Source organism: Phytohabitans sp. LJ34, from assembly GCF_052068095.1.
Lineage (GTDB): Bacteria > Actinomycetota > Actinomycetes > Mycobacteriales > Micromonosporaceae > Phytohabitans.
This window is the reverse complement of the sequence record NZ_JBQHDG010000007.1, coordinates 199,505-213,394: the sequence shown is the minus strand read 5'-3', so window position 1 is coordinate 213,394 and position 13,890 is coordinate 199,505. Positions and strand designations below refer to the sequence as shown.

Genomic DNA, 13,890 nt, shown 5'->3' with positions numbered 1-13,890 from the left:
GCCGCATGTAGCGGCGGAAGGACACGGTACCTCCGCGGCCCGGGGCATTCGCGCTGCCACATCAAGGCTGGGAAGATGACCGAATCGGTTCATGGACCAGCCACCGCTCATGACGGAGATGCTGGTGTCCCGACATGTCCTATTCGAGCTACCCCGATAGCGGCGGCTGGTCGAGGGCCATTTCGAGACGGACCGTGGTCCCGCCAGGACCACTGTGGACCTCGACGTGATCGGCCAGCTTGTCCGCGAGCCACATGCCACGACCGCCGATCGCCTGCGGCGGTGGCAGGCTGAGGGTGACCGAGCACGGGATTCCCGGCCCGGCGTCGCTGACCTCGGCGATCAACCGGCGCTCGTCGTCCTGGACGACCGTGACCTCGCCGCTGCCACCCGCGTGCCGGATGGCGTTGCTGACCGCCTCGTTGACGGCGACCGCGAATGCCTCGCCGCGTTCGACCTCCAGGCCGGCGCGATCGGCCAGGCGTAGCACATGGTGTCTCAACTGGGTCAGGCTCGCGCGCGTGACGACCTCGTCCATCACGGTGCGCTGTTCCTCGCCGTCAGCGGTCATCGGCATCTCCCTCCCGGAAACTCTCAACCCCCAATACCCCTGTTGATCGATGTGTTCACCTGGTTGTCCGGATTGGGTGCTTTCGTGGGGATCAGGCGGTGGGGCACAGCCTGCTTCCGGGTGTGCCGCTAGCTTCGCAGGTATGCCGATCTCGCTGCTCGTACCGGAGGACTCCACCGAGGTGAGCTTCGCGGTCTCACCTCTGGTGGAGCTGGCGTCGGCGTGGCACGTGCTCGTGGCGGAGGGCCACCATACCGACCGGGCCGACTGGGCGGCCGCCACGCGCAGCGCGCTGCCGGCCGACCTCACCGCCGCGCTGGAGGCGTGGTCGTTCACGGTCAGCGCGATCCGGCCGGTGTGGCTCGTCGATCCGACCTTCGCGCCGGGGGAGGGCTGGCCGGCCTGGCTCCGCGCCCTCGCCCCGGCCCGGTTCGCGGAGCTGACCCTCCGCCCGCTGCTGCGGGTGCGGGGCCGGTCCGGTCGCATCGCCGACCAGCGGGCCGAGGTCGTCGCACTGTCCCGCGCCCGCGGGCCGGCCGCGACCCGCGCGGTCCAGCTCGTCCTCGACGACCCGGAGAGGGCGCGAGACACACTCGCCGCCGTGCTGGAACGCTTCTGGCACCTGTGTTTCCGGGACGAGTGGCGCCGGTCGGCACCGACACTGCGCGCCGAGGTACGCGCCCGCACCCGCCGCGGTGGGTGGCCGGCCAGTCTGCGCGACCTGTCACCGGCCGTCAGCACCGGCGACGGGTCCGGCCGCCTGGTAGTCGACAAGTTTCAGAACAAGACGGTGCCGGTCGCCGGGCGCGGGCTCGTGCTGGTGCCCACCCGGTTCGGCGGCCAGCACCTGTACGTCGCGGACGAGCCCGACCGGCCGGTCGTCGTGCACTATCCCGTCCCGGTGCCGCCGCGTGCCGCCGACCGGCGGTTGACGGTGCGCCGCCTCGGCGCCCTGGCCCACCCCGCGCGGCTGGAGGTGTGCCGCGCCATCGCGGTGGAGCCCCGATCCGCACGCGAGATCGCGCGGCTGTGGCGATTCACCGAGTCGGCCGTCACCAAGCACCTGTCCGTCCTGCGCGCCGCCGACCTCGTGCGAGCTGAGCGGGTGGGCCACTTCGTCCGGTACTCGCTGAACGACTCAGCCATCCAGGCCCTCGGCGCGGACCTGCTGGAAGCGCTGCGCCGCTAAGACTGCCGAGGTTCGGCAGGCTTGGCAGTTTCGGCGCCGGCCCGATCTACGGTGGCCGGCATGACCGTCCTTCCGATCGACGAGGCGCGCCGGCTCGTCGCCGCCGACCGTGGGCTGCTGGCCGCGCGGGTCGAGGAGCGCACCGACGACGAGCTGACCGCTCTGTACAAGGTGGACGGCCGTCCACTCGGCGACTCCTGCGAGTCGTTACGCGACCTGGTGGCGCACGTGCTGATGTGGGACGAGATCAACCTCGCGGTACTGACCGAGATGGCGCGCGGCCGTCGACATTGGAGTCTCGACGCCGCGTGGGACGAGCCGGAGGTCGGCCGCCTGCTCAACACCGGCGGGGTGGCGGCCGGCCGGACGCTGCCGGTGGCACTGCTGCTGAGCCGGTTCGACACGATCCACCGGTCGATGCTCGACGAGCTTTCGCGCTACGACGAGCAGTCCTGGCGGGCGGGTCCGGGCGCGGTGGTGCAGCGGGCGATGACCGTCCCAGGCCGGCAGCCCTACCGGCACGCGGCGTATCACCTGGGCGCGGCCCTGCCGACGCCGTAGTCACGGAGCCAGAAACGCGGCGAGCTCGGCGAAGTAGGGGTCCGGCTCCTCCGCCCAGGGCCGATGGGCGCCGTTTTCGAAGACCTTCCAACGGGTCGTGCCGGCCGGGAGCTGCTCGCGAAGCATGTGCGCGACGGCCACCGGCGTCACCCGGTCGTGCCGCCCCGAGACGATCAGGACCGGGACGTCGAGCCCGGCCAGACCCGCGCCCGGGTCGTAGCCTGCCAGGCTGCCGCCGACGGTCCACTCTGGATCGGGCCCGAGGAACGCCGCGTACGCGCCGGGGTTGTAGCGGTCGACCGGCTCCGCCGGCTTGGTCAGCGCCGGATGGGAAAGGCGATCGGCCCACTCCAGCTCGGGCAGCACGCCACCGATCAGCTCCTGGTACTCGTCCGCGAGCGACAGCACCCCGCGCTCGCGCAGCGCCAGGATCTGGCCCCACACCTCGGGATAGCGGGTGGAGATCTCGTGGTTGACGCTGTCGATGTTGCCGCGCTGCCACGCCTGTGCACTGTGGACGGCGTTGCTCATCACCAGGCGCCGCACCCGCCCCGGATGCGTGCGGGTGTACTCGATGGCCGGCAGCCCGCCGAACGACAGGCCCACCAACGCGACGGTGTCGGCGCCCAGGTGCACGCGGACGGACTCGATCGCCGCCGCGTACGCCGCGACCGTGTACACCCCGCGGCCCGCCTGGCGACCGGACCGGCCGACGCCGGGATGGTCGTAATACACCACCGTGTGCTCGCCCGCCAGCCGCGAAAACCACGGGTGGTAATGGACGTGGCTCACCCCCGGCCCACCGGACACCAACACGACGGGCGGACCGCTGCCCTCCACCTCGACGTACAGCGGGCCGAGCGGCGTGGACACATACTCACCGTCGCCGTGCCGCACCAGTCCGGCTCCTCCCCACGTCGTCACGTTCGCCGAGCCTATTCGCCCACATCCGCGTCAGCCCTTATTAGACAGAGATTTGAGCTACCGCGGCGTCCGTCGTGGTCCGGACCGCTGCTCCCGCGGCCTCACCCGTCCACCGCTGGTCGCGCTCACCCCTCCCGCCCCTGTCCTCAAGAGGGCAGCCCTGTCACTGTCTGGGCGGGTATACGGGACGGGCGCCCCCTAGAAGCAGGTGCCGCAGGTGCCGCCGGGGCCGCCGTCTTTGGCGGGTGGGGCGAGCGCGCCGGTGTACGGCGTGGTGACGACCGGTTTGTCGACGAGCGGCGCGTCGACAGGAAGGGGTGACATGGGCGCCACAAGACGGCCCTGGTAGGACGACACCGTGACCAGCGCGCAGACCACGCGCTCCTGGGCGCCGGCCAGGACGCAGACGCCGTACTCGCCGACCGTGGGTGGGACCGCGGCGACGCCGAAGGGGCGGGTGGCGCCCGGGGTGGCGTCGGGGAAGAGGCGGACGTTGTAGCCGGGAGCGCTCGCGCTGGCCGCGGTGGGCTTGTAGGTGGCGATGCGGACGCCGCCGGAGCTGGCCACCGGCGCGCACTGGGTGGCGACGCCGTTGACGACGAACATCCGGGCGCCCTGGTCCCACTGCGCCTCGGACAGGATCGCTGTGGCGCAGGGAGCCATGTTCCACGCGATCGGATCGGCCGCGTGGGCTGGCGCGGCGGCGGCGAGTGTCGCGGCGGTGGTGAGTGCCGCGGTGAGCAGCGTGGCACGAAGGCCGCGTGCGGGCATCAGGGCTCCTCCGGCGTAGCGGGAGCGGTCGATTCGCTCGTGGGGATGGGCACAGCGTGGGCGGCTCCGAGGACCAGCGCGAGTTGGAACCGGTTTTCGACGCCGAGGCGGTCCATCAGGGCGCGGAGGGCGTAGACCACGGTGCGGCGGCTCAGGCCCAGCCGGGAGGCGGCCTCCTCCTCGCTCACTCCCGCGCTCAGCAGCGCCACGATTGCCTGCTCTCGAATGGTCAGCATGACGTGCGGCGTCTCCTGTCGGCGCGGGTCGTCGGCCATACTCCAGATCCGATAGAAGAGCTGGGTCAGGTGTGCGACGGCGTCCGGATCGCTGAGCTCGACGGCGCCGGCGTTGAAATCGGTGGGGTCCGCGGGAAACAGCGCCGCCTGCCGGTCGAACACCATGAGCTTGAGCGGCAGGTCGTCCGCCTCGCGGTGTTCGCTGCCGGCCGGCGGGACCGCGCGCCGGCCGCCGTCCTGGGGCGGTCGGCCGATGGTCCGCATCCTGACGCCCCGGGCCAGCAGCGCCCGGTCGAGCGGGGCGGCCGCCGCGGCCGCATCGGCGGTGATCGGGTCTTCGGTGTTGATCGCCAGGTGTTCGTGCCGCTCCAGCGTCGCCAGCTCGGCGATCCGCGCGCGGGCGGACGCGCGGGTCGGCATCCGCCGGATCGCGTCGGCGGGGATCCGGTCGAGGGACAGGCCGGCCACCGTGGCGAGGTGGCGGCGGTGCCGATCTTCCAGCACGATCGGCGCCCGGCGCCGGTGCAGCAGCGACAGCACCCGGTCGACCGCGACCGCGGTCCACCGCCAGTCGCGACCCTGGGAGTACCGGCGTACCGCGCCCACCGCGGCCAGCTCGTCCAGCGCCTCGGCGATCCGTCTCACCTGGACATCCAGGTGGCGAGCCAGCTCCCGGCACGTGGCCGAGTGACACACGGTGAGCGTCCGGTAGACGAGGTCGGCGTGTGCTGACAGGCCCCACCTGCCCAGCGACGGCACCGCTGTCGACGTGGCCCCCGTGTCCACGGCAATCAACCCTCGTTCCCCCATGGCGCCTGACTAGACCACTCGCGGCTCGCCGGCACCAGACCGCCGCGACAGCCCGTTGCTCAGATGCGCAATCGGACCCGGCTGGGGTCAGCCGCCGAGCCGGGGGAACAGGCGCAGGGCGTTGGCGCGGTTGACGGCGCGCCGGGTGTGCCTGTCGAGGGCGGTGTCGCCGTCGAGGTCGCGGGTGATCACGCCGACCTCCGTCGCCGGCCGGGCCGCGAAGTCGGTGCCGTAGAGGATCTGGCTCGGTCCCACCGCCTTGAGCAGGGTGGGCATGGCATACGGCGAGGCCGGCATGGCGGTGTCGTAGTAGAACGCGCGCAGCGCCCGCCGGAAGACGGCCGGGTCGACGAACTCGCCCTGCCGCCCCTGCGACTCGGCACGTCCGGCGAGGTACGGCAGGAAACCGCCGGCGTGCGACAGGATGATCTTCAGGTCGGGATAGCGCTCCAGCGTGCCCGAAGCGATCAGGTTGAGCGCCGCCCGGGTGGTGTCGAGCAGGAAGTCGGCCAGGGAGTTGGAGACGCCGGGAAGTTCGAGCTCGGTGTCCGGCAGCCCGTCGGGGTGGATGAACACGACCGCGCGGCGGCGGTGCAGCTCGGCGAAGAGGGGGTCGAAGGCGGGGTCGCCGACGTACTTGCCGCCGGCGCTGGCCATGACGAGCACGCCGTCCGCACCGAGGTCGTCGAACGCGTGCCTGACCTGCTCGAGCGCGAGGTCGAGATGCAGCGGCGCCACGTTGGCGAAGAAGCCGAAGCGGCCCGGGTACCTGGCGACGAGGGCGGCGTACGCCTCGTTGCACACCCGCACGCCCTCCTCGGCCAGAGCCCGGTCGGCGAAGGCGATCGAGGGCACCGGCGCGGAAACCACGGCGGCCGCGATCTGGTTGTCGGCCATGAGGCGGAGCGCGTCGTCCTCGGTCCAGTACGCCCAGGACGGCCCGCCCTCGGCCGGTAGCAGCCCGCGCGAGATGGCCCACTGCCGGATGACCTCGGGCACCGCGTGGTGGTGCGTGTCGATCCGCCCGCCCGCCGACCGCGCGGTGCCGCCCGCGGCGGAGGCCGGCGCGCTGCCCAGGCCCGCGGCGGCCACGGCCGTGACGCCTGTCGCGCGAAGCGCGTGCCGCCTCGTCAGTCGTATGTCCATTGTGGTCCTCCCAGAGGTCGCGGACGCGTTGCCGATCCATGGTGGACCGGGCCGCCCCGCCCGGTACATCGGGGATGCAACCCCCGGGAAGACCCTTGGATCAGCCGCTCATCGGCAGCACGCGCGCGATCCGGATCGACGTGCTGTTGCCGCCGGCGGCCGGGTAGGCGGCGCTCCCGTCGGCGTACGCCTTGAAGGCCTGGAAGTTGTGGTCGCGCACGCCAACGGTGAACTGCGCGCCCACGGTCGTGCCGCTGCCGGCGTCGTACACCTGCGCGGCCATCGCGGAACCCGACTCCCAGGCCAGCAGCATCCGGCCCGTCCCGTAGCTCACCAGGTGCGGATGGCTCGTTCTCGCGGCGGTGTTCACGGTGGTGTCGGACGCGCCGGTGGTGAAGTGTTCCAGGCGCGCCTGCCCGCCCTGGCTCCACGCGGTCCAGTAGCCCGACGTGCTCGCCAGCACCAGGTCACCACCGAAGAGGGTGCCGTCGCAGGTGCCGGCGGCCACCGTCCGATATGGATTCGGCTGCGCGATGCGGCACGCGTTGTCGGTGGCGCACACCATCGCGAACCTGCTTGTGCGCGGATCCCACACGATCCGGGTGCCCCAGCTGTGGCTGCACCCCACCTCGAAGCTGTCCCGATGCCCGGAGACCAGCGATCCGTTGGCGCCGACCACCTGCATGCGGTCGCCCTGGTGGACGTCGACGCAGCTTCCATTTTGGACGGTGATGGCGACGCCGAAGTAGGCCGCGTAGTTGGCGCCGTCGGACGCGAGCCGGCCGTGGTGCTGGTACCACCACACGAAGCGGGCGCCGTTGTCGTAGCCGGAGCGGGTTTCGCTCAGGTTGGTGACCTGCCGCTCCCACACGAGCTGGCCGGAGTTGTCGAAGCGGACCATGTGCATCGTGTTGCACGGGCTGGACGAGCCGCCGCACAGCGGTCCGTCGCCGCACTCGCCCCGCCGGGTGAGCAGCAGCACGCCACCATTGCTGTCCGCCTGCACGTCCTGTAGGTCGATGCCCGCGAAGCTGGTGGGCGTCCCGACGAGGCGGTCGTCGCAGTCGAGCTTGCCCAGGTACACCCGGCTGTCGGTGCCCAGCCACGCCAGCCAGGACCCACCGGACGGCGTCGCCGCGATCGCCATGGGCAGCGGCTCGGTGTCGCCTTCCCGCCCGTAGCCGGTGACGGGCACGCCGACGTCGACCTGGGTGACGGTCACCACGGGCGCGGCGCCGGCCGGCCTCGCGCAGTCCGCCGCCGGCGGCGCCGTCGTGGTCGGCGTCGCACTCGGGGTACCGGACGGCGAGGGGGAGGCGGTCGGGCTCGGCGACGCGGTGGCGCTCGGTGTCGCGCTGGGCTCCGACGTGGCGGTGACCTGGCCGGTGCAGGTCACCCCGTTCAGCGAGAAGCTCGCCGGAACCGGGTTGCCGGCGGCACTCCACGCGCCGTTGAGCCCGAACGAAACCGTGGCGCCCGTGGCGATGCGGGCGTTCCACGCCGCGTTTGTCGCGGTCACCGCGTCGCCACTCTGCGAGACCGACGCGCTCCACGCCTGGGTCACCGTCTGTCCGGCCGGATAGGACCAGCGCAGCGTCCAGCCGCTGACCGGATCGCCGAGGTTGGTGACAGCGACGTTCGCGGTGAACCCGGTGCTCCACTGCGACCCGATGCCGTAGCTGACCGAGCAGCCGGTCGAGGCGGCGTGCGCCACCACGGCCGCCGTCGTACCGGCAGCCACCGCGGCGGCGCTGGCCGCCGCCAGCACCACAGCACGGAGTCGTCGTTGGCGCATGTCGCTGTCTCCTGTCCGTAGATCGTCGCGGCGACCGATCATATGGACGGGACCGACCGGGGGCAATTTACCTTAATGAATGAATAAGGTTGCCCGTTACCCGGTGGGTCAGTCGTGCAGCTCGGTGCGCTCGATCTCGGCGAACGCCGCCGTGAGGTATCCCACGAGCGGACGCGGAGTCGCGTGCAGCAGGTGGGCCACCAGCAGCGCCGAATGCCGCGCCACCGAATCGGCCGCCGGGCGGGGCGCCTCGTCGTCCTGGCCGTGGACGCCCAACGCGCCGGCCAGCAGGACGAGCACCACATGCGGATCGACGGCCGGCTCCCACGCGGCGGCGCCGCGCACACACTCCTCGAGCACCCGGCGGATGTCGTCACCGCCCAGCCCGTCCGGGTGCGCCTCCTCCAGAAGCAGCCGGACCACCGCACCCAGCACGAGTCCGGAACCCTCGGCGGCGGCGAGCGGCCCGGCGGCTGCCGCGAGCGCGTCCCGGTCACGCTCCCGCGCGGCGGCGACAGCGTCCGAGGCGGCGACGGCGATCGCCTGGGCGGGAGCGGGCAGGTGCCGCCACGTCGTACTCATCGAGCCCTTTCATTGGGATTGGATGATGTTGCCGCTCTGGTCGATGGTGTGGGTCCGCCAGTAGACGTCCCATTCGTCGTCCACGTGCCTCGGCTCCTTGCCCTCCGGATAGCGGGTCCAGCCGGCTGGCGGCTCTTCGTCCTCGGGGACGCACTGGCGGCCGGTGCTGCCGACTTGTTGGACCGGATAGTCGCCGGAGCCGCAGATGGCGTCCTGGAACGTGCATCCGCCGACCAGCAAGGCGGCGGGCAGGCTGGCGGCCGCGAGGGCGACGCGGCATCGCCGGATGATGCTGAGGTCCATGCTGCCCTCCGGTCAGGCGCTGGTGAGGAGCGCGGCGCTCAGGTCGGCGGGGCACTCCCAGAGGGCGCGGGGGAGGCGGGCGTTGCTGCCGCTCCAGGCCATCGTGAGGCGGGGGCTGCCGTCGGGCGCGTAGAGGGCGACCATGGGTTTGGTCGACTGGTTCAGCCCTTTCAGGCCGAACAAGGCGATCGGCTCGGTCACCGGGCGGCGGGCGGCCTGCCGCTCCTGCCGCCAGACCTGATAGGCGGTGGCCAGCCGCCACGGTGCGCAGTTTCGCAGCTGCTCGTACAGCGTCTTGACCCAGGTGTCGGTGTAGCGGGCGTATTCGTAACTGATCGGGTAGCCGTCGAGCAGCGCGGCCAGGTCGGTGTCGACCTCGACGCCGCAGCGGATGAGTGCGTCCGCGAGCGCGTGCTGGTCGAGCAGGTCGGCGATGGGGCGGGCCGTGTCGGCGTCGGGCACCTGCCATCGCCGCTCGGGGGTGGCGTCGCGGTGGGTCGTACTCCACAGCCAGGGCAGCTGGTCCCATCGGTGGTCCTGGTTTGCCCCGATCAGCGCCTCGACGCTGACGGCCAGCTCGTCGCCGTCGGCCCGCACGGCGAGCCACGGCCCGCGCTTGCTCAGGCCGGCCTCGTAGCCAGTGAGTGCGACGACGGCGGCCTTGGCGTAGCGGCCGAACCTGTCGCGGGGGAAGTGGAAGCAGAGCTGGGCGTGGTCGAGCTCGCCCAGGTGGCGGGCCAGGGCCTCGCGCTGCTGGGGTGGGACGGCCGTCGGGTCGGCCGCGAGGCGGACCCGGGCGGCCGCGGCGGCCGTGCGCCGGGCGTCGACCTGGCGGGTGAGCTCGGTGCGGCGGCGGGCCGGGTCGGCGGCGGGTGGGCTGGCGCGCAGCGTGTCCCGGTAGCCGTGCCACAGCCGGATCGCGTCGACCACCGCCTCCTCGGCGCGGACCAGTCGCCGCGGCGCCCAGATGGCGGGCGGGTCGCCGGGGCCGTCGCCGCGCCCCTCGAGGGTGCTGACCTCGAAGACGAAGTCGCTGTCGAGGTCGTACTCCAGGTCGGTGTCGCGCACCCAGGTGTCGCCGTCGCGGCGTGCGGCCAGGACCGTGACCTGCATCCGCCCGGTGGCGGCCGCGTCGCGGACGGAAAGGCCGGTCAGGCCGTCGGGTATCGCGCCGTAGAAGTCGTAGTACGGCACCAGTACGCCGAAGACGGCTTCGATGCCCAGGTCGCGCAGCCGGGTGTAGACCCCGGCCAGCAGTTGCTCGCGGCGGGTGCGGAACCGGTCGAGGGGCTGCGACACGCGCGCAATCCTGCCACAGCCCGCTGCCGGCTCGGCTCAGCCCGGCGTCAGCACGACCTTTCCGCGCAGGCCGCCGGCCAGCACCCGCCGGTGTGCGTCGGCCGCCTCGGCGAGCGGCATGGTGGCCGCCACGCGGGTGCGGAGCCGGCCCGTCGCCACCTGCTCGACAAGCTCGGCCAGCAGCTTGCGGTCGAGCTTGATGAGCTGGAGGTCCTGGCGCACGCCGCGGGCCGGGTTGATGGCCGGCGTGGGGCGGGTGGTGACCACCACGCCCCGGTTTTCGACCGCGGCGGCCGCCTCCTCGCCGAGGGGGACCGCGTCGAACAGCGCGGTCACCGGCCTCAGCGTGGCCAGGTCGGTGGAGCGGGGAATCACCTCCTGTGCGCCGAGACCGCGCACCCACTCCTCGTCGCCGTCGCTGGCCTGCGCCAGGACGCGGTAGCCGCCCTGGAGGGCGAGCTGGGCGGCGAAGCCGCCGACACCGCCGCTGGCGCCGGTGACCAGGATGCTGCTGCCGGCCGGCGGCAGGCTCAACGACAGCAGCTCCAGCCCTTGGTGTGCGGTCTGCGCGTTGAGCGGGACCGTGGCGGCGGCCGCGAAGTCGAGCTCGTCCGGCAGCGGCACCAGCCAGTCGGCGTCGGCGGCCACGAACTCGGCGTAGCCACCGGGCGCACCCCGCGTCAGATACCACGGGATCATCCCGACGACGCGGTCACCCACCCGGAAGTTTGTCGTGTCCGCACCGACCGAGGCCACCTCGCCGGCGATGTCCCACCCGGGCAGGAACGGTGGCATCACCGGCCCGCGCGGGATCTGTCCGGTCGTGGCGGCGACGTCGGCGGGGTGAACGCACACCGCGCGGACCCGGACGACGACTTGCCCAGGCTGCGCCTCAGGCTCGGGCAGCTCGGTCACTTGTAGCACCTCAGGCCCGCCGAGCGCGGCCGCGATGACCCCCAGCATCGGTCCACTATAGAGGCTCCCGTGTGGTCACCTCTCGGGCGTGCCGGGCTTTCCGCTGATGGACTGCTGGTAGATGTCCGCGTAGGTGGGCGAGTCCGTGATCAGGCCGTCGCAGAAGGCGGCGACGTCGGTGCCAGTGAGCTCCAGGACGCCCCTGCCGGCCGCGACGCCCTCCTCGAAGAAGTCGACGATCCCCGGCAGCAACGGCCCGTCCGGCAGGTCGACCGGTCCGACCTTGAACAGGTACCTCTGCATCTCCTTGTAGACGATCTGGTAGTCCGGCGGCAGCGCCTTGACCCGCGCCATGTGCGCCCGCCACTGCTTCTTGCCCTCGACGATGTCCTGGATGCCTACGTCAGCCTCCTAGCTGGGCCAATTTCCTCGCGACGTTCGTGATGGTCGCCCAGAAGCTCATCTCCCGCCCTCCTTGAGCTTGTCGATTCGTGTGGAGAGGTACGCCCATTTCGCCCAGAACCTCGCGAGCTCTTCGCGCCCCGCGTCGTTGAGCGCGTAGAACTTGCGCGGCGGGCCCACCCCGGACGGCCGTTTCGTCACCTGGACGAGTCCGTTCTTCTCCAGGCGCAGCAGGATGGTGTACACGGTCCCCTCGACGACGTCGGCGAAGCCGAGCTCGTCGAGCCGACGCGTGATCGCGTATCCGTAGGTCTCCTCGCTGCCGATGATCTGGAGCACGCAGCCCTCGAGCGTGCCCTTCAGCATCTCCGTCAGGTCGTCCATAGCGGGCCTCTTCGGTCCTGGTACTGCGTATTACTAAGTACCAGTACACGGTATCACTAAGTAGTGGGTCCTGCCGAGCTGAGGGTCCGAGCGAAGAACCGAACCGCGCTGTCGGCCTCGAACCTCGGCACCTCCTTGTGCCTGCCCGCGTTGGCGTGCAACGTCTTCCGCGTCGAGGCGAAGGCGTCGAACAGCTCGAGGCCGGCCTGGCGCGGGATGTGCTCGTCGTCCCACTGGAGCACGAACTCGATCGGCACGGTGATCCGCCTCGCCAGCTCGACCAGGGACTCGGGCCAGAACTGACCGAAGACCGCGGCGCTGATCCGGGTGTCGGCCGCGGTCAACGGCACCCCGATCGCGGTGCCCATGTTGATGCCGTAGTAGCCGACCGGTCCGCCGGCGCCGATCTCCGGCAGCCGCTGGAGTGCGTCCAGGGTCGCCCGCCACTCCGGCACGGCGCGGCGCGCCAGCTCGCCGTTGTACCGCACGACGATCGGGCCGACCGGCTCACCCGCCGCCATGGCCCGCTGCATGGCGTCGATCTGCCGCTCGTCGTACGCCGTGCGCGGCCGGTCGCCGTGTCCGGGAGCGTCGATGACGGCGACGTTGAGGCCGGCGCCGGTCACGAGCAGGTGCGCGCGGCCCAGCATCGCCGGCGCCTTCTTGTGCGTGCCGCCACCGTGACCCATCAGGACCAGGGGCGCGCGACCGGCCCCGGATGCCGGCGACCAGAGCACGCCGGGCACGCCGCCCACCGTGAAGTCGCGTTCGCGGAGACCGTTCGAGAATGTCTCGCCGGTGAAGTGCAGAGAATGCATGGGTGTCGCCTTTCGGAGTGCCTCAGGCGCTCCCGGCGACCCCTACGTCAATCGCCCGACCGTGACGAAGCGAGGAGCACCCACCTCGATACAACGCTCATGGGTCTCACCTCCTCGCACGATGCCGATGTCACGGCCTTTCGGAGGCTACCGCGCGGCCGCCGCCGCGCCCACACAATTCCGGCCTCTAGGGTCGGTGGCATGGCGATTCCGGACTTCATCGTCGAGCTGCGCGCTCGCGTCGGCCACGCACCCCTGACGCTGCCGGCCGTGACGGCCGTGGTTTTCGACGAGGCCGGGCGGGTACTGCACGTGCGGCGGGCGGACGACCACCGGTGGGCGCTGGTGACCGGCTGCCTCGATCCGGGCGAACAGCCGGCCGACGGCGCGGTCCGGGAGGTGCTGGAGGAGACCGCGGTCGAGGTGGCGGTCGAGCGGCTGCTCGGCGTGGAGGCGTTGGACCTCGCGGTGTTGCCCAACGGCGACCAGGTGTGGTGGCTCGACATGGCGTTCCGGTGCCGTGCCGTCGGGGGAGAGGCCCGGGTCAACGACGACGAGTCGGTCGAGGTGGCCTGGTTTCCTCCGGGGGAGGGTCCGGAGCTGGACGCGCGGCAGGCGCGCTGCCTGGAGCTGGCGCTTGTGGAGAAGCAGGCCTGGTTTCGCTGATGCCCGCCCGCTGGTAGCGCTCCGCGAGCTCGCGTAGCGCGTCCACCAGCTCCGGCGAGTCCACGACCTCGAAGTCCGCGTCCAGCATGCCCAGGTAGAGCGCGAGCATCCGAGGGTGGTCCGAGCCGGGCTCGAAGGCGCAACGGTCGTCGCCGAGCGGCTCGACGTCGACCGGGATCGGCAGCCGGTCGCGTACGTGTGCCGCGGGCGCGTGCACGATGACGCGGGCCCGGTATCGCCACGTCGCCTCGCCGATCCCGCGGGCCAGCCGCGCCGCGATCTCCCGGTCGGGCGGCAGCGCGCGGGGCGTGAAGCGCGGCCCGTTGGGCGTCCGCAGCGCGATCCGGTCGGCGCGGAAGGTGCGCCAGTCGTCCCGGGCCACGTCCCAGGCCACCAGGTACCAGCGCCGCCGGTCGTTGACCCCACCCAGTTGGCGGCGGACCTGCGGACGTTCTTCGGACCGCTGGCATAGCCCCAGTGGCTACCGCGTGCGGTGATCGTCAGCCCAAAACCGCGTC

Annotated in this window: 16 protein-coding genes and 1 pseudogene; 3 read left to right on the top strand and 14 right to left on the bottom strand. The window is 72.1% G+C overall.

Annotated features, from left to right (window positions below; genetic code table 11):
* Positions 1-148: 148 nt before the first annotated feature.
* Positions 149-571 carry an ATP-binding protein gene (locus ACTMTJ_RS15130; protein ID WP_441217023.1) on the bottom strand — a complete coding sequence of 141 codons (423 nt, stop codon included), beginning with the start codon at positions 569-571 and terminating at the stop codon, positions 149-151.
* Positions 572-713: 142 nt separating this feature from the next.
* Between ACTMTJ_RS15130 and ACTMTJ_RS15125 the strand changes: the two genes are divergently transcribed.
* Complete coding sequence (locus ACTMTJ_RS15125; RefSeq protein ID WP_441217022.1) at positions 714-1,760, top strand: DUF5937 family protein; 1,047 nt, start codon at positions 714-716, stop codon at positions 1,758-1,760.
* 60 nt (positions 1,761-1,820) lie between these two features.
* Positions 1,821-2,321, top strand: coding sequence for a hypothetical protein (locus ACTMTJ_RS15120; RefSeq protein ID WP_441217021.1), 501 nt, complete (start codon positions 1,821-1,823; stop codon positions 2,319-2,321).
* Here ACTMTJ_RS15120 and ACTMTJ_RS15115 read toward each other — a convergent pair whose 3' ends face one another.
* From ACTMTJ_RS15115 to ACTMTJ_RS15060, 12 genes are all read right to left on the bottom strand, one after another.
* Positions 2,322-3,245, bottom strand: coding sequence for an alpha/beta fold hydrolase (locus ACTMTJ_RS15115; protein WP_441217020.1), 924 nt, complete (start codon positions 3,243-3,245; stop codon positions 2,322-2,324). It lies immediately after the preceding gene.
* A gap of 198 nt (positions 3,246-3,443) precedes the next feature.
* Positions 3,444-4,016, bottom strand: coding sequence for a hypothetical protein (locus tag ACTMTJ_RS15110; protein ID WP_441217019.1), 573 nt, complete (start codon positions 4,014-4,016; stop codon positions 3,444-3,446).
* Positions 4,016-5,038: a LuxR C-terminal-related transcriptional regulator gene (locus ACTMTJ_RS15105; RefSeq protein ID WP_441217018.1), complete on the bottom strand. Its 1,023-nt coding sequence runs from the start codon at positions 5,036-5,038 to the stop codon at positions 4,016-4,018. The genes ACTMTJ_RS15110 and ACTMTJ_RS15105 overlap by 1 nt, the downstream gene beginning before the upstream one ends.
* Positions 5,039-5,149: 111 nt before the next feature.
* Entirely contained in the window at positions 5,150-6,208 is a 1,059-nt protein-coding gene (locus ACTMTJ_RS15100; protein WP_441217017.1) for an amidohydrolase family protein, read from the bottom strand.
* A 100-nt stretch (positions 6,209-6,308) separates the two neighbouring features.
* Positions 6,309-8,003 carry a cellulose-binding domain-containing protein gene (locus tag ACTMTJ_RS15095; protein WP_441217016.1) on the bottom strand — a complete coding sequence of 565 codons (1,695 nt, stop codon included), beginning with the start codon at positions 8,001-8,003 and terminating at the stop codon, positions 6,309-6,311.
* Between the two features lie 108 nt (positions 8,004-8,111).
* Positions 8,112-8,585 (bottom strand): hypothetical protein, encoded by a 474-nt coding sequence (locus tag ACTMTJ_RS15090; RefSeq protein ID WP_441217015.1) that lies wholly within the window; start codon positions 8,583-8,585, stop codon positions 8,112-8,114.
* A gap of 9 nt (positions 8,586-8,594) precedes the next feature.
* Positions 8,595-8,888 (bottom strand): SCO0607 family lipoprotein, encoded by a 294-nt coding sequence (locus ACTMTJ_RS15085; RefSeq protein WP_441217014.1) that lies wholly within the window; start codon positions 8,886-8,888, stop codon positions 8,595-8,597.
* 12 nt (positions 8,889-8,900) lie between these two features.
* Complete coding sequence (locus tag ACTMTJ_RS15080) at positions 8,901-10,187, bottom strand: hypothetical protein (RefSeq protein WP_441217013.1); 1,287 nt, start codon at positions 10,185-10,187, stop codon at positions 8,901-8,903.
* A gap of 36 nt (positions 10,188-10,223) precedes the next feature.
* Positions 10,224-11,150: an NADP-dependent oxidoreductase gene (locus ACTMTJ_RS15075; protein WP_441217012.1), complete on the bottom strand. Its 927-nt coding sequence runs from the start codon at positions 11,148-11,150 to the stop codon at positions 10,224-10,226.
* A gap of 27 nt (positions 11,151-11,177) precedes the next feature.
* Positions 11,178-11,489, bottom strand: a complete 312-nt coding sequence (locus ACTMTJ_RS15070; RefSeq protein WP_441217166.1) for a DUF1048 domain-containing protein — start codon at positions 11,487-11,489, stop codon at positions 11,178-11,180.
* Positions 11,490-11,561: 72 nt separating this feature from the next.
* Positions 11,562-11,888, bottom strand: coding sequence for a PadR family transcriptional regulator (locus tag ACTMTJ_RS15065; RefSeq protein WP_441217011.1), 327 nt, complete (start codon positions 11,886-11,888; stop codon positions 11,562-11,564).
* 56 nt (positions 11,889-11,944) lie between these two features.
* Positions 11,945-12,706 carry an alpha/beta hydrolase gene (locus ACTMTJ_RS15060; RefSeq protein ID WP_441217010.1) on the bottom strand — a complete coding sequence of 254 codons (762 nt, stop codon included), beginning with the start codon at positions 12,704-12,706 and terminating at the stop codon, positions 11,945-11,947.
* Positions 12,707-12,907: 201 nt separating this feature from the next.
* Between ACTMTJ_RS15060 and ACTMTJ_RS15055 the strand changes: the two genes are divergently transcribed.
* A complete protein-coding gene (locus ACTMTJ_RS15055; protein ID WP_441217009.1) occupies positions 12,908-13,372 on the top strand; it encodes an NUDIX hydrolase in 465 nt (154 codons plus the stop codon).
* A 28-nt stretch (positions 13,373-13,400) separates the two neighbouring features.
* Here ACTMTJ_RS15055 and ACTMTJ_RS15050 read toward each other — a convergent pair.
* Positions 13,401-13,802: pseudogene (locus ACTMTJ_RS15050) on the bottom strand (helix-turn-helix transcriptional regulator); the annotation flags it as partial.
* Positions 13,803-13,890: the final 88 nt, after the last annotated feature.